The following is a 17,924-nucleotide window of genomic DNA, read 5'->3' as shown; positions in this document are numbered from 1 at the left end:
CCAATGATCCCGAACGCATGTTCAATCCCGTGCATCTGCAGAACCTTAACAAAGGCCTCTTCAGTCGTCATCTTCATGTGAACGTTTCCTTATCATTAAAAGGCGCCAAAGCCTTGGATTATTAGATTATTTCGTCTTTGAGGTAGTAACCGACATAGGCCATGCGCTGACCCATGCGGCGGAAAGGTGTCAGGATGCCGTGGCTCGGCAACGGGGACGTGAAGATCGGCAGATCAAATGCCTTGTCTTTCTTGCCAGCAACCAACTGTGCCATGCGTCGCCCGGCCTGTGCCGAGTACATAACGCCGTTGCCACCGTATCCCATCGCGTAGAACACGCGCTGATCCGGATCCGGCTGGAAGATGCGTGGCATCATGTCATGGCTAACATCGACCCAGCCCCACCACGAAAAATCGAGGTTAATATCTTCCAGCGCCGGGAATTTGCGGGCAAGTCCCTTTTTCAACATTTCCAAATGTTTGTCGTTTTCGGCATCACGTCCTGTCACTGCACTGCGGCTGCCGATCTGCATCCGATTGTCGGGCAACAAACGATAATAATGGCGCAGCGTTCGTGTGTCCGTCAGCGGAGATTTGGTTTGAATACCGCATTCATCCAGTTCGGCCTTGGTCAGGGGCCGTGTCACCATCGAGTTCGACAGGATCGGCATCAAGCGGTGCTTGGTGCGATTGTTCAGACCAGGCGGCGTGTACCCAGCCGTTGCCAACGCCACGGTTTTCGTTCGAACGATACCGCCTGGCGTGCGCAAGTGATGTACTCCGTTTTCGGTTTGCCAACCCATGACCGGGCTACCGGTGTGGATTTTCACGCCCAGCTTGCGCGCCATGTTGACATAACCGAAGGCGAGCTTGGCGGCATGGATACAGGTTCCGTCAGGTTCCCACATCGCGCCTACTGCTTCCATATCCCGCACGTGCTTTTCGTGCAGCTCGTCTAGTTGAATGATGCGCGAGCCATAGCCGAACACATCGTTCAGAAGCTTGCTCTCTTTCTTGAGTGACGGCATGACCTTTTCGCGATGCGCGATGTAGTAATGGCCACCCGGCTGTGGATCACAATCAATGTCGTCTGATGCAATCAGGTCATTGAACAGCTCGAATGCTTCGGTGACCTCACCATGCATACCTTTCGCGACATCCGTGCCCCAGCGCTGAATCCATTGGGACCGCTTCAGCCGCCCGGATGAAATCTGGGCCTGCCCGCCGTTGCGGGTCGAGCAGCCCCATGCGACAGTATTGGCTTCAAGAACAGTAGCTTGAATGCCATGTTCTTTGGCAAGGTGAATGGCAGTGGACAGGCCGGTATAGCCTGACCCGATCACAACGACATCCGCATCCATATCGCTGGATACGGGGCCATCATCGGCCGGAGGTGCTCCGGCCGTTCCTATCCAATACGTGGGCGCGTGGTCGCGATTGTGACCCGGACCCGCATCGATGATGGGGTCATATTTGGGATCATAGCTGGCCCTGGGCCAGTGACGCGGGATGCTGTTGTCCACCATTCTTGTTTTTCTCCGAGGCTACACTCAGGGCTGCGGATCAGGCTTTGAACATTGGGCGCGTTTTTCGAAGCGCCTGTTTCACAATGATTTTCCCGTCACGGACGGTAAACAGATCTGCACCTTCGGCTTCGACCCGCATACCGTTGGCATCGGTGCCCGAAAAGGTCCATTCGGACACGGCGCGATCACCATGAACGAAGTGGCTGTGGTGATCCCAGTGCGCGTCTTTCATGCCTGCCCAAACACCCGAGAATGCGGCGGCGATGGCCTCAGAACCTTCGACTTTATTGCCGTATTTCTCATCACCAGCGACGGTGTAGAACACGCAATTGTCTGCGAAATGAGTCATCACGCCATCGATATCGTGGCGGTTGAACGCATCAAATGTGTCTGCCAGGTCCTGCGCAGTGAGGGTATTGCTCATGGTCTTGTCTTTCTTGGTTTTTCAAGTGGATGTTTCGTCGTCTCGGTATGGCACGACAAGTGTGGGGATATCCGCGCGGCGCAACACGCGCTTGGCGACAGTGCCAAGGAACGTGTGCGAGAACCCGTGGTCGTGGGCTCCCAAAACAATCAGGTCGCAATTGAGTTGATGTGCGCGTCGCAAGATCACTTCGGCGGGGTGCCCGTCGATGATCTCGATCGTTTCGATCTGATCCTGGATACCGCGATCAGCTTCGGGCAAGGCGGCCCAGAACGCCTTTTGCCGCTCTGTCAGCACTGCCTTAACGTGATCATGGCGCGATTTTAAGGCTTCGGCACGCGAACCTTTGTCCTGCATGAACATGCGCAGGGTAATCATCGCGTCCTCGCTGAGGGGCTCGGAGACATGCAAGACATGCAGCTTTGCCCCGGTTGACGCGGCCAGACTGGCCGCGTGCTTTAAGGCATAGGTTGAGTTTCGCGACAGATCAGTCGCGAAAAGGATCTGCGTAATTGTTTGTTTCATGGTTTCTGTTCCCTTTTCCGTTCGTTCGCGCCTAGTAACCGAACACGCGCGGCAACCAGAGCGAAATCTCGGGGAAGAACGCAATGATGAAGATCGCAATCGTGTTGATGAAAGCAAACGGTAGGGCGCGTAACGAAATCTCTTCGATCGAGATCTTCGATATCCCTGACGCGATGAACAGGTTTTCGCCCAGCGGTGGTGTCTGGAACCCGATGCCCAGCGTACAAACCATGACCACACCAAAGTGAATCGGATCGATGCCCACGCTATAGGCCACAGGCAGCATTACCGGAACGAGGATCAGGATGGTGGCCAGCGTCTCCATGAACATACCGACAAACAGCAGGAACAGGATCACAAGTGTCCAGATCACATAGATGTTGTCCGTAAAAGACAGCATACCCTGCGCGATCACGGCCGGTACCTGATTTTCAACCAGAAGTCGCCCGAACACCGTTGCAGTGAACATGATCAGCAGAACCCGACCAGTCAGCCAAGTGGTGGTTTCCAATGCACCGAACAGGCTGCTCCACGACAGTTCACGATAGATGAACGCGCCGACGATCAGCGTATAGAAGATCGCAACGATGGCCGCTTCGGTCGGGGTGAAATAGCCCGAATAGATGCCGCCCAGGATCACTACCGGTGCCATCAGAGCCCAGAAGCCGCGATACATCTCGCACCACATATGGCGGAGTGACCAGCCTTCGGTACTGCCCGTATAGTTGTTCTTTTTGGCGAGGACGTAGTTCATCAGCAGCAAACTGCCTGCGATCAGAAAGGCGGGCATAAATCCGGCAATGAAGAGTTTCGGGATCGAAACGGTCTGAAACTGGCCGAATTCTTCCACCGCTTCGGGTGGGGGCGGCATGCCCAATGCGGCGATGCCAAAAATGATCAGCGGGATTGACGGCGGGATAACGATGCCGAGACCACCTGAAGAGGCGGTGATGGCCGACGCGAAACCCTTTGAATAGCCGCGATCGATCATGGCCGGGATCATCAGCATACCAACTGCGGCGGTCGTCGCCGGGCCGGAACCCGAGATGGCGCCAAAGAACAAACACGCCATGACAGTTGCAGCCGACATGCCGCCAGTAAACGGACCGGCGAAGCTTTCGGCGACGTTGATAAGCCGCCGCGACAGCCCCGATGCCTCCATCAGCGCACCCGCCAGAATGAAAGCCGGCAGTGCCATCAGCGGGAAAGACCCGACCGAGGTAAAGGCGATTTGCACGAATTTGATGGGGTTTTCACCCAGAAAAAGGAAGGTGATCAGGGTCGAGACGCCAAGCGCCACCGTGATCGGAGCACCGATGAACAGTAGAAACAGGAAACCGCCAAACAGCAGTGGGATAATTTCAGAGCCCATTACTTTTCTCCCTCAGAGCTGGACGTGCCATGGCTATGGCTTTCGGCTTCGGCTTTGACAGCATCGAGATCGATCGAATCCGGATCGACCATCTCTTCATCCAGCACGAGTTTTCGATAGTTCACCTGGATCACACGGATGGTCATCAGGGTGAATGCGATGGGCAGGACGATATAGACCCAGCTGAGGTGGAACCCGAGGGTTTGCGACGACTGGAACCGGTTCATCTTGTTGAAGATGAAGTCAATCGCCAGATAGACAAAAACGACGTTGAAGAAGATCCAGAAGAGATCCGCGAAGGCCTCAATATATTTGATTTTGCGGGGCGACAGGAACTTGAACTGAAACGTCACCCGGTTATGGGCGCCCATCTTTGCGGCATAACTGGCGCCAAAGAAGACGAACCAGACGAACATGTAGATCGACAGCTCTTCAACCCAGGAAAACGAGAATGCAAACAGCGTTCTCACGATAACCTGAAGAAACAATAGACAAACGAAAATCGCCAACAATGTGCGACAGATATAGCTTTCGATGTTGTCTACAAATCCCCAAAACTTTGACATCTGACCCTCCCTATTTTGTAGGGGGCACTATCAAGTGCCCCCATTTCATTAACCTATTGGTCTTTGATTATTGCGAAACCGGGTCACGACCGATTTCGGCCAGCACAGCGTTGAGTTTTTCAACACCGCCAATGCTTTCATAAAACTTCGGCCACACGGCGGTGGTTGCCAGTTCGATGAATTCGGCTTCGTCGTTCTCGGGGTCAACGATTTCCATGCCTTTTTCGATCAGGAGTTCTTTGATCTCGGCTTCTTTCGCGCGCAGGAAGTCGGCGGAAGCTTGTGTCGCTGCCTTGCCAGCCGCCAGCACAATTTCCTGATCCTCGGCAGACAGTTCCTGGAACACCTGCTCGGAAATGATGAGCGGTTCGATCGAGAAGATGTAACGAATGTTCGTCACATATTTCTGAACTTCGTAGAACTTCATCGCGTTGATCGTGGTGTACGGGTTGTCCTGACCGTCGACAACTTTGGTCTGCAGACCAGCAAAGGTTTCCGACCAAGCCATCGGCGTTGGGCTGATACCCCAAGACTTGTAGGTATCGATCATGATCTCGTTCTTGGGAACGCGGATCACGAGGCCTTCCAGATCGGCAACCGACTTGACCGGCTTTTTCGAGTTGGTGAGCACGCGGAAGCCTGTGTAGGTCCAGGCGATGATGCGAACACCAGCGTCATTGATCGTGTTTTCGGTCAGTTCCTGACCAATTGGACCCTGGGTCAGTTTCTCGGCATCCTCAAGGCTGAGGATAACGTATGGCAGGGTGAACACACCGACGGTCGGCGAGAACGGAGTGATGTTGTTGATCGCCAGCAGCGACATATCCAGCGTGCCAATGGCCGCGTCGTTGACAGTATCCTGCTCGGATCCGAGCTGACCGTTCAGGAAAAGAGTTGCCGTATGATTGCCACCCGATAACTCTTCCAGGGCGGCTTTGAAGCCTAGTCCCGTTGCCTCTTGGCTGGAACCCCCGCTGTCGCCAACCGCGATTTTGAAGTTCTTCGCGTCAGCCGCGCCTGCAACCATCAGTGCAGCAACGGATACGGCTGCACTGATGGTGCCTAGCTTCTTGAAAAATGACATGGATTTCCTCCCATTTGTCGTGTTTCGAGGTGCGCGCTGACCTGGGGAGAAGTAGGTCAATCCGATTCTGCCTCGGCCAAGAGAGGCTATCTTGCAATGCTGGTTTCGTCGTTGTTAATATTTGCGTGAAAGGTTTCATAAATATAGAACCAATGAGATGAGACACAAAACACTTGCGACCCGGATCGGGGATACGGACATCCGTCTTTTGCGGGTTTTCAAGACCGTAGCGGAAAGCGGAGGGATAACCGCCGCGGAAATCGAGCTTAATATCGGGAAATCCACGATCTCTAAACACCTGTCGGATCTGGAGTTGAGACTGGACCTGAAGCTGTGCAACCGTGGCCCATCGGGGTTTTCGCTGACTGAAGATGGCGAGAAGGTGCTAACTGCAGCAGAAGACCTTCTGATTTCCGTTTCGCACTTCAGAACAGAAGTCAACGAGATCAAACAACAGATGGCGGGCAGTATCCGTGTGGCATTGTTTGATCAGTGCGCAACAAACCCGGAAGCCCAGCTTGCCGGTGCGATCCACAGTTTCAACGAAGCCGCGCCTGCCGTTCAGATCGAGCTTTCGCTGGAACGTCCCAATGTGATCGAAACCATGGTTATCGGGGGTCAGCTGGACCTGGGAATCATCGCTTTGCACAGGCCGTCGGCAAGCCTGCATTATGCACCGCTCTACGGGGAAAATATGTATCTGTATTGCGGGCAGGAGCACCCTTTGTTCGACCGGGCATCTGAGGATCTGAGCGTGCAGGAGTTACGCGCGTTCAGCTACGCGGGCCTTAACGTAAACTCCCCCAATCTGATCTTCGGTCAGCAACTTGGATTTCGACGCGCCGCAAAAGTGCAGAACGAGCAAGCCCTTGCAATCCTGATACTTTCAGGCCGTTTTCTTGGCTTTCTTCCGGACCATCTGGCGCAGGAATTTGTTGATCAGGGGCTTATGAAGCAGGTTTTGCCGCAGGAAATCAAATATAGAACCCGTTTTGCGGCCGTGGCCCGCAAACAACCTGCGCCGACGCGCGTGGCCAAGCTGTTTCTGGAAACATTATTAAAGGTGCATTCTCAGGCGCATTGAACCCCTGATTAACCAGAGCCTGAGGGCTCTGGCCATGCTAAGTCAAGCACCCACCTCTCGCCTGAAATCAGCGCGCCGCGGGATCAGCGGACAGATCAGTCACATGCGGCCGTAACGATCATCTCGACTTTCAGGATGTCACGGGCCAGTTTCGCTTCTCCGCAAGCACGGGCCGGGGCGTGGCCTTCCGGCACCCAGGCATCCCAAACCGCGTTCATTTCGGCAAAATCGGCCATGTCCGACAACCAGATCACGCATTGCAGAATGCGAGTCTTGTCACTGCCCGCCTTGGCCAGCAGGTCTTCGATCTTGGTCAGGATTTCACGAGTCTGATCCGCAGCTGTGGCGGCGTCCGAGACCTGACCGCACAGATAGGCGGTTCCGTTGTGTTTGACGATGCGGCTCGCGCGTTGGCCGGTTTCGATGCGGGTGATGGTCAAGACTGAGGTCTCCTGTCACAGAAGTTTTGTTCCCGTTGTGCGATAGAGTGAAAATGCGCACGGTGCCAGCCCAAGTTTTCAGGCCTCGAACACTTCCCGATCTGTTGTGCCACCCTGAACTGGTCGGCAGTGGGCGTATGCGCAGCGATCACCTTTCTTGCGGCGGCTTGAACAGGTCCTTGCGCAAGGTCATCAACGCACCGGGGTCGATTTTGGCTTGAATGACGGTGGTTTCATGCGACGCAATCGCTTCTTGCAGCGCCGGGCCCATGCCACCAGGGCCATCGACCCAAATACCCTTGCCACCGCACAGTTCGGCAAATTTGTCGAAACGGGGCGAGCGGATTTCGGCACCCAACAGCCGACCTCCGTAGAATTCCTGCTGATAGGCTTTTTCGGCCCCCCAAGCCTCGTTATCAAGAACGACAATGGTGATTGGCAGGTTATTCTGAATGGCGGTCTGAATCTCGATCATCGTATAGCCGACCGCACCATCGCCCATAAGCGCCACAACAGGGCGATGTGGTGCGGCGGCCTTGGCACCTATTGCGGCCGCAAGGCCGAAGCCGACAAGGCCAAAATCCAATGGTGTGATCAGTGACATCGGCGCGTAATGGGCAAGCCGGTCAGCGGCCTGCAGGCAGGTGTTGCCTGTGTCCAGCGTGACTATGGCGTCTTCCGGCAGGGTGGTGCGGATTTCGGCCAGAGCCCGGCGTGGATGCATGGGCAGGCCGTCCAGCTTTGCCTCGGTATCGCGCTCGGCTGCGAGGATGGCCATGTCAGCGCGAAATGCATCGCGCCATGCATCGCAGATGGGGCGTGTCGCAACATCCGTCAGGGCTTCGGCTGTCAGGCGGGCATCGCCTTGCGCGGCGATTTCAGCCGGGAAATACCGGCCAACAGCTGCGCCTTCGATATCGACATGGGCAATGCGCGTATCGGCCCCGACATAATCGTTCGAGTGGAAAGTCGAATTGAACCCAAGCCGCGCGCCCAGCACAACCATGACGTCCGCCTCACGTGTCAGCCTGCTGGCGACCGCGTTGCCACGTGGGCCTGCCTGCCCGGCGAACCATGGGTGGCCGTGGCGCATTACATCTGCATGACCGGTTGAGGCCACCACCGGCACTTCGAGCTTTTCGGCCAACGCGGTCAGGGCGTCACGCCCTGCCCCCCATTTGACCCCCCCGCCCGCAAAGAGTACCGGTCGTTTGGCTTCGGACAACAGTGCAGCGATGGCCGCAATATCAGATGGTGCTGCAGGACCGGCGCGCGCAATGTTCACTGGTTTAGGTGCAAAGGAAGGTATATCAGCCGCAAACAGATCACGCGGGACATGCAACACCACCGGACCACGCCGACCCGAATTGGCCAGCCGGATGGCATCTTCAAGCATCGGTGCCAGACGCGCCGGATCCGTCACCATGACAGATCGCTTGGAAATGGGCGCGAACAGAGCCACCTGATCGATTTCCTGAAACGTATCCTTGCACTGATCCGCGCGGGTGATCGCACCGGCAATCACCACAAGCGGAGAATAGGCCAGTTGCGCTTCGGCGACCGCTGTCACAATGTTGACTACGCCGGGCCCCGCTTGCGCCCCCAGTACCACACCGGGCTTGCCCGTCATCCGCGCCCACGCATCAGCCATATGCCCAGCCGCCCGCTCATCACGGGCACCGACATAAGCGATCTGACCGTCCAGATACATGGCGTCGTAAAGCTCGAGCATCGAGCCACCCAACAGGCCAAAAACGGTGTCGATGCCGTTGGCTTTCAGAACGCGATAGATGGCTTCACCGCCATTGATGGTGGTCATGTTCATTCTCCGGATATTTGGCGTTCAATCTGGCGGGCAAACCGCAGAAGCCGGGCGTCCGATCCTTTAGGACCGGTGACGTGAAGCCCAACAGGCATACCGTCCGAGGACCGTCCCATGGGTATGGATATCGATGGAAGCTCCATCGTCGGCGTCAGAGTGACGGTGCGCCAATCCTCGGTGATTTCGCCATCGCGCAGGTCAGCGCTGAACGGCAATCCGGTGGCGGTGGGCCAAAGCGCAAAATTGTAGCGGGTGAAGAACGCGGCGACCGTTTCCCAAACCTGACGCCGCGTGGCCTGATACGCGATCAGATCGGCCAGGCTTTGCCCTTCGCCCTGCGTGCAGGCAGTACGATAGTTTTCCCCGGCAAGCTTCATGTCGGGGCTGAGGGCCGCGCGAATTTGCAAGGCACATTGACCACTAATGATGTCGCTATGTTCAAGCAGGGGGGCAAGGTCTGGGGCCGTGCCTTCGCTGACATGCCAACCCAGACCATCGCACAGACCGGCAACCGGGGCCAGGGCCGCCTGCACGGATGGGTCAACACCGGCCCCAAAAGGCGCAAGACTTAGTGCAACTCTTCCAGGGATCAGCGGCGTGTCGAGTTGGGCCAGGTTCGGGTAGTGGCCTGAGTAGCCGAGAGGCTGGTTGAGTGTTGGGCCCTGCATTACGCAGAGCATCATTGTGAGGTCCGAGACGGTGCGCGCCATCGGGCAAGGCACGGACAACCCGTCGAACGGGGCGGGGTTCGGGTCCATCGGCACCAAGCCCGACGTCGGGCGCATGCCCACCACGCCGCACCATGCGGCAGGAGTGCGGGCGCTGCCCCCCAGATCAGAACCGTCGGCAAGTGCGACCATGTTGGCGGCAAGGGCTGCGGCTGCCCCGCCAGAGCTTCCGGCGACTGTCTTTTCAGGATTCAACGGATTGCGTGTTACGCCTGACACAAGGTTTGTTGTCTGGCCCGAGAAGGTGAACTCGGGTGTGTTGGTCTTACCGACGATCACGGCACCTGCCGCGCGCAGACGCGCCACATGAAGTGCATCCTTGCGTGGGACATTTTCGGAAAAGCTTTGTGATCCGTGGGCCGTGCGCAGGCCTGCAGTCTCAAAGCAGTCCTTGATCGCGACAGGTAGCCCGTGCAATGGCCCGGCGACCGTGCCGTGCGCGGCTATTCTGTCCAACTTATCGGCGCAGGCGCGTGCAGCGTCCCAGTCCAGTGTGATGAAAGCATTCACCCCGGCAGCGTCGTCTTCGATACGGGCGCGGTGGGCCGCGAGAACTTCGGCAGCGCCGAGGGTACGGTCCCGCAGATCGGCTGCAAGTTCGGTGGCCGATTTCTGAATGATGCTATTTGGTTGTTGCATGGGTCACTCCTCGGATCGGAGCCGCAAATTCTGCGGGTCGAAGAGCGCATCCTGATGGATGGTGACCGGGATGTCACGATTCAGAATTCGGACGTTGAGACCCGTTTGCGGTGTACCTTTTCGGACGAATAGCCAGCCAAGCGACTTGTCGATTGAGTACCCGTACCCACCCGATGTGGTCAGGCCAACAGGGCAACCGTTCAGCAACACCGGTTCACCGCCGTGAATGTCGATATCATCAGCGTGCAACTCGCCGTAAAGCAGTTGCCAATCGGGGTCGCGGTCAAGCAAAGCGCCACGGCCCAGAAAATCACGCCCATCGCTGATGACAAAACGGTCAAGCCCAACATCAAACGGGCCGACATCCGTGGTCAGTTCGCCACTTGCGCGATAGGCCTTTTCCATCCGCATCCCGTTGAAGGCGTAAGACCCCAGATCGGTGATGCCGTGCTTGGCGCCCGCTTCGAAAAGGACGTCATACAGTTCACTGATCTGGTCCAAAGGCGCGTGAAGCTCCCATCCCAACTCGCCCACAAACGAAACACGCAGGGCATGGCAGGGAATGTCTGCAACGCGGATTTCCTGCCCCGAAAGCCAGGGGAACGCCTGATTTGAAAGGTCAGCGTCGGTCAGCTCGGACAGGATACGGCGAGAGGCTGGGCCGGACAGGGCCAGCATCCCCCAATCCGCCGAATGGTTGATCATCGTCACATCCTCGCCGGGACGTATATGCGATCTGATCCAATCGAAATCCGGTGCGGCGCGTGCGATGGACGAGCCAGTAAAAAACCGATCCAGCGCAATCCGCCAAATGGTAATTTCCGTTTCAAACCGACCTTTTTCGGTGAGTAGATGATTAAGGCTCATCCGCCCGTCCTTCGACGGAATACGGTTTGCTGAAAGCCTGTCCAGCAATGCGCCTGCATCCTTGCCCGAAATCTCGAACTGGGCAAAGGCGCAGAGATCGATGACACCAGCGGCACGGCGGGTGGCCTGCGCCTCGGCCTTGGCGTTTTTGTGCCAGGGCTGATGGCCCCAGCCGATCTGCTCAACCTCGCCCACTTCCCCGAAATAGCGTGGTCGTTCCCAGCCGGCGATTTCACCAAAAACTGCGCCCTTGTCGGCAAGACGATCGTATAGCGGGTGCTTTTTTACTGGCCGCAGGCTATGGAACTGCTTGCCCGGGCAAGGCGTATCATGGCGGCGCATGAACTCGTCCTTGGTGCGCTCTTTAATGAAGCTGCCCGAGGCGAATTCTCCATAGCGGCGGGGATCGAAGCTGCGGGTGTTGATTTCGGCCTCGCCATGCACCATCCAATCGGCCAGCACCTTGCCTGCGCCACCGCCCCATGCCAATCCGATGGACGAGCCGCAAGACAGCCAGACATTCGGAGCCCCTGATGGGCCAACAAGCATACCACCATCCGGTGTATGCGTGATAGCCCCGCGCACAACCCGCTTGATGCCAAGCTCGGCCAGGATTGGCATCTTGTCGAAAGCGACCATCAGGAAGTCGCCAATTGAATCGTAATCGGCCTGAAAAAGCTCATTTTCGGCATCCCAGGGCGCACCGTTGGGCATTTCCCAGACGGTTGGGCAGACATGGCCTTCGTATATGCCGATCAAACCGGATTTCTGTTCCTGGCGGATGTAGCCGCCAAAAGCGTTGTCGCGCATCACCGGCAGTTCAGGGCGGTCGGCGAATTGAGGAACCGTGTCGGTCACGAGGTAATGATGCAGGCAGGAAACGGAGGGTATCTTCAGCCCGAACCATTCGCCAACCTGATTGGCGTAGGACCCCGCAGCGATCACCACATGTTCCGCCACCACATCACCCTTTTCAGTGCGAAGAAGCCACATGTCGCCTTTGCGAGAGGCCCCGAGCACCCGATTATGACGTTCGATCCGCGCACCGCGCAACCGGGTTGCAGCGGCCAGTGCCAAGGTCACGCCCGAGGGGTCGATATGCCCGTCTTCATAGGTGCGCACCGCAGCCTTCACGTCATCGACCTTATAGAAGGGATTGACCCGTGCCACCTCATCCGGGCCGATCAGGTCCATTGGCAGGTCCAGCAGCTTGCCCACCCCCATGATCGACTTCATCCAGTCGACCTCATCGTCGGTGGTGGCAATCCGGATGCCTCCAACCTCGTGCCAGCCGATGCCTTGACCGGTTTCTGCTTCGACCCGTTTGTAAGTTTCGATGGACGTTTTGTTGATCCACCCCATCAGGCGGCTGCCGACGGCATGAGCAATCTGCCCGGCGGCGTGCCATGTGGAACCGCTGGTCAACTCAGCCTTTTCAAACAGGATCGTGTCAGTCCAGTCGTTTTCCGCCAGTTGAAACTGCGCCGCCACGCCCATGATACCGCCACCGATGATGGCCACGCGTGTGGTTTGGATCGTATCGCTCATGCAAAAGCTACCTTTGCGGCGTTCAAGGAGACTTTGGCAGCAAAGCGGGTGCAGGCGATTTCGACTTCGAACCCGCTCACGACCTTTTGCGTTTCCAGTTGGTCCAGTGGCGTGCTGATCAGGCCAAGCGCGATTGAACGGCCAAATCGGTAACTCCACGCGGCCGAGGTGATCTGTCCCACAACTTTGCCGTCGAAATAAATGGGCTCATCGTGAAGCGGGATGGCATCGGGATCGTCGAACAGGATCGAAACGATCCGCCGCTTGGGCTTGTAATCCTGCAGGGCGTCCTCGCCGACAAAGCCGGTGCCCATGGCGCAGAACGCATCCAACCCGGCCTCAAACGGCGTTGTTCCCGGGGTTAGCTCGTGACCGAAAGCGCGAAAACCACATTCAATGCGAAGCGACCCGCTGGCATAAAGCCCAGCATGGCTTGCCCCTGCTGCGACCAGCGCTTCGTGTGCTGCCATAGCCATCTCGGCGGGTATGAAGAGCTCATAGCCTTCTTCGCCGGTGAAACTCAGCCGACCAGCCCATCCTCGCACCAGACCAATCTCGACCGGCGCAAAGCAGAACCGTTCCAGATCGGGAACAGGCGCGTTTGTCGTGGCTTGCATCACATCGCGTGCCCGTGCACCGGCAAGGCCCAATATGGCATACCCGCTGGTCACATCGGTGAACTCGGCGCGATAACCATCCTTTGTGTCCCGCATCCGTTGCAGCACCCGGATCGTCTCGTTGGCACCGACAATCATCAGATAAGTCTCAGGCCCATGGCGCTGCACGGTCAGATCACTTTCGACACCGCCGCGCGCATTCAGTATCTGAGTGTAGGCGATACGGCCCTCGGGCACATCCATCTGCGCGGCGCAGAGCCGGTTCAGAAAGGCACAGGCATCCGACCCCTGCACCATGATCTTGCCAAAGGCGCTTTGATCAAGAATGGCCGCACCGCTGCGGCAGGCTTCAACCTCTTGTCCAACCTGAACGCGCCAGGCTGGTGCCCCAAAGGTCAGCGGCAGATGGGCGACTTCGCCACCGAAATGCACCGCACGCTCCCAACTTCCACGGGCTTCAAGCTGCGCACCGGCAGCCACCAACCCTGCATGAATGGGCGACCGGCGCTGACCTCGCGCCGTCTCCATCGTGCGTCCGGGAAAAGGATTGTCATAGTGCCGACCCAGCACCTCGGGGATGCGGGCCTCTAACGCGCCCAGAACATTCAACTCGGGGCTGAACCTGCGAATGTCGGCCTCGTTCAGCTCTATGGTCGGTTCACCGGCAATAATCCATTCGGCCAGCGCTTTGCCTGCTCCGCCCGCCAGAGCAATACCGGTCGAGTTCATCCCGCCCATCAGGAACAGCCCCGGCACCTGAGGGCTTTCACCCAGAATGAACTGGTTGTCGAGCGTGAAGCTTTCCGGCCCGTTCAGCAACATACGAACCTCGGCCTGTTCCAGCGCAGGAATACGGCGCAGGGCGTTTTCCATCATTGGCATGAAGTGATCCCAGTCTTCGTCCAGCAGATCGAACGAGAAATCGGCGGGCAACCGATTCAGCGGCAGGCCCTTGGCATGGGGTTCGAACGACCCCACCAAAAGCCCCTCGACATCGTCGCGGGCATAAAGGAACGCATCCTGATCGTTCAGGGTCGGTAGGTGCACACCCTTTCCCAGCGCCTGAACCTCGGGCAGCGGTTTGGTCAGGGTGTAAAAATGTTCACAGGCGTAAAGCGGCATATGCGCCCCGGCCATGGCCGCCACCTCGCGCGACCAGAGACCGCAGGCAATCACCACTTCGTCGGCTTGGATCAATTGGCCACCGACCTCAACACCCGATATCCGTCCGCCCTTCTTTTGCAGGCCGGTCACACGCGTATCTTCAAAGATCTGCACTCCCCGCGCGCGTGCACCTTTGGACAATGCCAAGGCCACGTCGGACGGGTTGACCCGGCCATCCGAGGGCGACCAGACCGCACCGATCACGTCATCAACCTCGATCAGTGGCCATAGTTCCTTGGCCCGCACCGCATCCACCACCTCGGCTTCCAGACCGAAGGCCCGACCCAGCGAGACCTGACGTTTGATGTTGGTCATCCTGTCGGGGTTGGTGGCAAGTGTCAGCGAGCCGGTTTGGGTCCAACCGGTAGCCTGCCCCGTTTCGCGTTCCAACTCGCCATAAAGGTCAATGGAATAATTGATCAGCTTGGTCAGTGTTGCCGAAGGTCGCAAACGCCGTACCAGACCAGCGGCGTGCCATGTGGTACCGCTGGTCAGTTTCGAGCGTTCGAGAACGACGATATCCTGCCGCCCCTCGCGTGCCAAATGATAAGCAACCGAGCAGCCGATTACACCACCGCCGATGATGACAGTGCGGGCGTGGGTGGGCAGGGTCATGACAGCACTCCGTCGCGGACGAGGTCCGATATTGTGTCGTGGAAATGTGCGACTGCCTCGTCAATCAGGTCTGGTGTATGCGGCAGGCCGGTGACGCAAGAGGTGAAAGACATGAAATCCACGCCTCTCTCCTGCAACCCGTCGCGCAACCCTTTGACAACAGCGAGAGGGGTTTTGCGGATTGCAGCAGCGTCGAGCCCATCAATTGATCGGCCGCCGAAAAAGAGATGGCAGGTCGAGCTTTCTCCATAGGCCAGCGCTTGTACGTCCAGCGTTTGGAACACTGCATTGAAGCCATCGCGCAATCGCGCGGCCATCGCATCAGCGTGGGCCTGAACGTCGCCTGTCGAGAGGATTTCCATCGCCTTGACCGCTCCTGCGGCGACCATCGGGGCGGCGTTGAACGTACCCTTGTGGCTGACCGGAGGCGACAGCCCATCGCGGGTTTCACCGGGGCTGAGCAAGTCCATGATCCCGACCTTGCCCAGAACGGCTCCGCCGGGAAGCCCGCCGGTAACGACCTTGGCCAGCGTTGTCAGATCCGGCGTCACCCCGTCACGCGCCTGCCGCCCACCCGGAGACCAGCGCAGGCCGGTGATCACCTCGTCAAAGATCAGCACATGACCTGTTTGATCGGTCAGCGCCCGGACCCCCTGCAGGAAGCCGTCGGGCAGAGGCACCGAGCCGTAATTCGCGCCCGATGCTTCAACGAAAACCGTTCCGAGCAGCGTGTCTTTGTTCAGCAGCATCGCGATTGCATCCAGATCCGGTGGCGCCACGACGGTCAGATCGCTGACGACCTGCGGTATGCCCATCGAAGGCGGCAAGTCGCTGCCGGGTTTGGCACCTTTGAGCAGCATGTCGTGCCAGCCGTGAAAATGCCCGTCGATACGCAGCACCTTATCCCGACCCGAATGCGCACGGCCCAACCGTAGGGCCAGCATGGTCGATTCAGTGCCAGACCCGGTAAAGCGTACTCGCTCGGCAGACGGGAACAAGCGGTTCAGCCACTCAGCCCATTCGACCTCAAGCGGGTGGCAGTCGGCGGTATAGGGCATCCGTGCCATTTGCTGCGCCACCGCCAAGGCTATCTCGGGGTGCGCGTGGCCGAGAATCTGACTGGCCGCACCCAGTTTGAAATCGATATAGCGTTTGCCGTCCACATCCCATTTCTCGGCCCCTTGAGCGCGTTCGAAATAGATCGGGGGCGGGGTTTTATAACGCAGTTCGTGACTGACGCCGCCGGGCATCACCGCTTGGGCGCGGGCGTTGAGGTCGTGGCTTTTCATGAGGATCTACCGATCTGGTGTCGCAAAAGACGGATGTCGAAACGAGCCCGCAGTGCGCGATCGACATTATCGGGAATATGCTGCGGATAGTGGCTGGACAGAATCTCGCGCGCCCTGTCCCGGGCAATGTCGCTGATCGGGTGGCTGCCGTCTTCCTGCCATTCCCGAGGTGTTTTGCGATCACCTATGTCAGGATAGAAATAATCCGATTTCATGCGGTTGAACGTGTGCTGCTCGCCCAGATAATGCCCTTCGCCCCGGCAAACGTCGGCAATGATATCGGCGGCAATATTCTCAGGCGTGGCCTCGATTCCGCGCAAGGTGCGCAGGATGTTACCCAGCATGTCATTGTCACTGACATAGGCCGCGTGACTGACCCCAAGCAGACTGGCCTGCATCCCTGCCGCCTGAGTCACGATGTTCGAACCCGCATGGGCAGCCATGGTCACGGCCAACGACTTCTCGGCCCCGTATTGCGCATCCAGACATTTGGCGTCGGTAATACCCGCGATGGAAGAGGTCGGCAGATCGAAATGCCGCCCCATCTGAGCGGCCCCGGCCATCAGGATCGCCTGTTCCCCGCCGCCGCCGCACATAGAACCGGTACGCAGGTCTGCTACCAACGGCTTGGGGGCAAAGATCGCCTTGACCTGCGGGTCAACAAGGCGAGCGAACACCAGCCCTGCCAGCGTTTCTGCGACGGCTTGAACCAAAGACCCTGCAATGGTCGCCGGACTGGTTGCTCCTGCCTGTCCCGCGCTGATCAGTTGAACCGGGAACCCGGCCAGAATTGCGGCTTCGAGAACCTCGCATGCCTCTTCGGCAAAGCGCATGGGCGGCACGACGTGGCACACCATCACGGTCAGGAACGGGCGGGCACGAAAGGCGTCTTCGTCACCCGCAATGGCGTAGCACAGCTGGGCAATTTCAGGCACATTGCCGGGTTCGCTGATCGAGATCGACACATGTTTGGCTGTGCCGGTCAGGCAGGCAAAAGCGGTGTTGAGATCCATCACCGCGTTGTCTTCGATGTCGCGGGCCACGACCGATCGGCTGAAATGGTGGATATTGTCCATCCGGTCGACGATCCGCGCCGCGTCATAGAGATCGATCAGCGATGAATCCCGATATTCGCCTGTGTCCAGGTCAAACACTCCCGGAGCCGCGCCGCCGGTTGACATGTGCACGCAGGCTTGACTGATGTGCAGATCCTGTTCGGGCCTTTGCCCGCACAGGATAAAATTGCGGCTGGCTTCGGTGATTGCCTTGCGCACAAGTGGGCGAGGGAAAAGCAGCCGTTTGTCTTTGGACAGCGACCCACCCGCTGCAAGCACCTTGTCGATCATGGACGGAATAGCTTGGCTCAGGCCGAGCGTTTCCAGCAGGGAGAGCGCTGTTTCCTCGACCAGCGCGACCTCTTGAGGAGAAAGGGGTTTCAACCGCCCCCCGGAAATACCCGGCCAAACTGGCGGGTTCGATGTGGGTTGCGTCGCTTGGTTTATGCGTTTCTTGCGGCCACGCCTGCGGGCTGTTGAGGTCATTTTGACATGAGTCCAACTTACGTTCTCTTGAAAATTGCAGGAAGTATCCGTTGTTTACAAATGGTCTTTCCTCA

Annotated in this window: 14 protein-coding genes; 1 reads left to right on the top strand and 13 read right to left on the bottom strand. The window is 58.0% G+C overall.

The window, feature by feature from the left end; translation table 11 throughout:
- Window positions 1–121: 121 nt before the first annotated feature.
- The 6 genes from Q0816_RS18075 to Q0816_RS18050 all read right to left on the bottom strand — a co-directional run bounded on the left by Q0816_RS18075 (window position 122) and on the right by Q0816_RS18050 (window position 5,496).
- Window positions 122–1,525 carry an FAD-binding oxidoreductase gene (locus Q0816_RS18075; protein ID WP_298853207.1) on the bottom strand — a complete coding sequence of 468 codons (1,404 nt, stop codon included), beginning with the start codon at window positions 1,523–1,525 and terminating at the stop codon, window positions 122–124.
- 37 nt (window positions 1,526–1,562) lie between these two features.
- The gene (locus Q0816_RS18070) at window positions 1,563–1,949 is read right to left on the bottom strand and encodes a nuclear transport factor 2 family protein (RefSeq protein WP_298853206.1); all 387 of its coding nucleotides are present in this window, start codon (window positions 1,947–1,949) and stop codon (window positions 1,563–1,565) included.
- Window positions 1,950–1,970: 21 nt separating this feature from the next.
- Complete coding sequence (locus Q0816_RS18065) at window positions 1,971–2,474, bottom strand: universal stress protein (RefSeq protein ID WP_298853204.1); 504 nt, start codon at window positions 2,472–2,474, stop codon at window positions 1,971–1,973.
- Between the two features lie 31 nt (window positions 2,475–2,505).
- Complete coding sequence (locus tag Q0816_RS18060; protein WP_298853202.1) at window positions 2,506–3,846, bottom strand: TRAP transporter large permease; 1,341 nt, start codon at window positions 3,844–3,846, stop codon at window positions 2,506–2,508.
- Window positions 3,846–4,412 carry a TRAP transporter small permease gene (locus tag Q0816_RS18055; protein ID WP_298853201.1) on the bottom strand — a complete coding sequence of 189 codons (567 nt, stop codon included), beginning with the start codon at window positions 4,410–4,412 and terminating at the stop codon, window positions 3,846–3,848. Before Q0816_RS18055 ends, Q0816_RS18060 begins: the two co-directional genes overlap by 1 nt.
- Before the next feature lie 67 nt (window positions 4,413–4,479).
- A complete protein-coding gene (locus Q0816_RS18050) occupies window positions 4,480–5,496 on the bottom strand; it encodes a TRAP transporter substrate-binding protein (protein WP_298853198.1) in 1,017 nt (338 codons plus the stop codon).
- 157 nt (window positions 5,497–5,653) lie between these two features.
- Here Q0816_RS18050 and Q0816_RS18045 point away from each other — a divergent pair, with 157 nt between their 5' ends.
- Window positions 5,654–6,580, top strand: coding sequence for a LysR family transcriptional regulator (locus tag Q0816_RS18045; protein ID WP_298853197.1), 927 nt, complete (start codon window positions 5,654–5,656; stop codon window positions 6,578–6,580).
- A gap of 95 nt (window positions 6,581–6,675) precedes the next feature.
- Here Q0816_RS18045 and Q0816_RS18040 read toward each other — a convergent pair whose 3' ends face one another.
- The 7 genes from Q0816_RS18040 to Q0816_RS18010 all read right to left on the bottom strand — a co-directional run bounded on the left by Q0816_RS18040 (window position 6,676) and on the right by Q0816_RS18010 (window position 17,850).
- A complete protein-coding gene (locus tag Q0816_RS18040; protein ID WP_298853195.1) occupies window positions 6,676–7,020 on the bottom strand; it encodes a RidA family protein in 345 nt (114 codons plus the stop codon).
- 148 nt (window positions 7,021–7,168) lie between these two features.
- On the bottom strand, window positions 7,169–8,839 hold the full coding sequence (locus tag Q0816_RS18035) for a thiamine pyrophosphate-binding protein (protein ID WP_298853194.1): 1,671 nt from the start codon (window positions 8,837–8,839) through the stop codon (window positions 7,169–7,171).
- Between the two features lie 2 nt (window positions 8,840–8,841).
- Window positions 8,842–10,209, bottom strand: coding sequence for an amidase (locus tag Q0816_RS18030; protein ID WP_298853193.1), 1,368 nt, complete (start codon window positions 10,207–10,209; stop codon window positions 8,842–8,844).
- 3 nt (window positions 10,210–10,212) lie between these two features.
- Window positions 10,213–12,624 carry an FAD-dependent oxidoreductase gene (locus Q0816_RS18025; RefSeq protein WP_298853191.1) on the bottom strand — a complete coding sequence of 804 codons (2,412 nt, stop codon included), beginning with the start codon at window positions 12,622–12,624 and terminating at the stop codon, window positions 10,213–10,215.
- A complete protein-coding gene (locus Q0816_RS18020) occupies window positions 12,621–15,020 on the bottom strand; it encodes an FAD-dependent oxidoreductase (RefSeq protein ID WP_298853190.1) in 2,400 nt (799 codons plus the stop codon). Before Q0816_RS18020 ends, Q0816_RS18025 begins: the two co-directional genes overlap by 4 nt.
- Window positions 15,017–16,309 (bottom strand): aminotransferase class III-fold pyridoxal phosphate-dependent enzyme, encoded by a 1,293-nt coding sequence (locus Q0816_RS18015; RefSeq protein WP_298853188.1) that lies wholly within the window; start codon window positions 16,307–16,309, stop codon window positions 15,017–15,019. Before Q0816_RS18015 ends, Q0816_RS18020 begins: the two co-directional genes overlap by 4 nt.
- On the bottom strand, window positions 16,306–17,850 hold the full coding sequence (locus tag Q0816_RS18010; RefSeq protein WP_298853186.1) for a trimethylamine methyltransferase family protein: 1,545 nt from the start codon (window positions 17,848–17,850) through the stop codon (window positions 16,306–16,308). Before Q0816_RS18010 ends, Q0816_RS18015 begins: the two co-directional genes overlap by 4 nt.
- Window positions 17,851–17,924: the final 74 nt, after the last annotated feature.

The sequence above is a fragment of the uncultured Ruegeria sp. genome (assembly GCF_947497005.1).
In the GTDB taxonomy this organism is placed as follows: Bacteria; Pseudomonadota; Alphaproteobacteria; order Rhodobacterales; family Rhodobacteraceae; genus Ruegeria.
This window is presented reverse-complemented; position numbering and strand designations above follow the sequence as displayed.

Coding starts and splice junctions, on each gene's coding strand:
- Q0816_RS18075 (WP_298853207.1), bottom strand. CDS start 1,525: ATGGTGGACAACAGCATCCCGCGTCACTGGCCCAGGGCCAGCTATGAT.
- Q0816_RS18070 (WP_298853206.1), bottom strand. CDS start 1,949: ATGAGCAATACCCTCACTGCGCAGGACCTGGCAGACACATTTGATGCG.
- Q0816_RS18065 (WP_298853204.1), bottom strand. CDS start 2,474: ATGAAACAAACAATTACGCAGATCCTTTTCGCGACTGATCTGTCGCGA.
- Q0816_RS18060 (WP_298853202.1), bottom strand. CDS start 3,846: ATGGGCTCTGAAATTATCCCACTGCTGTTTGGCGGTTTCCTGTTTCTA.
- Q0816_RS18055 (WP_298853201.1), bottom strand. CDS start 4,412: ATGTCAAAGTTTTGGGGATTTGTAGACAACATCGAAAGCTATATCTGT.
- Q0816_RS18050 (WP_298853198.1), bottom strand. CDS start 5,496: ATGTCATTTTTCAAGAAGCTAGGCACCATCAGTGCAGCCGTATCCGTT.
- Q0816_RS18045 (WP_298853197.1), top strand. CDS start 5,654: ATGAGACACAAAACACTTGCGACCCGGATCGGGGATACGGACATCCGT.
- Q0816_RS18035 (WP_298853194.1), bottom strand. CDS start 8,839: ATGACCACCATCAATGGCGGTGAAGCCATCTATCGCGTTCTGAAAGCC.
- Q0816_RS18030 (WP_298853193.1), bottom strand. CDS start 10,209: ATGCAACAACCAAATAGCATCATTCAGAAATCGGCCACCGAACTTGCA.
- Q0816_RS18025 (WP_298853191.1), bottom strand. CDS start 12,624: ATGAGCGATACGATCCAAACCACACGCGTGGCCATCATCGGTGGCGGT.
- Q0816_RS18020 (WP_298853190.1), bottom strand. CDS start 15,020: ATGACCCTGCCCACCCACGCCCGCACTGTCATCATCGGCGGTGGTGTA.
- Q0816_RS18015 (WP_298853188.1), bottom strand. CDS start 16,309: ATGAAAAGCCACGACCTCAACGCCCGCGCCCAAGCGGTGATGCCCGGC.
- Q0816_RS18010 (WP_298853186.1), bottom strand. CDS start 17,850: ATGACCTCAACAGCCCGCAGGCGTGGCCGCAAGAAACGCATAAACCAA.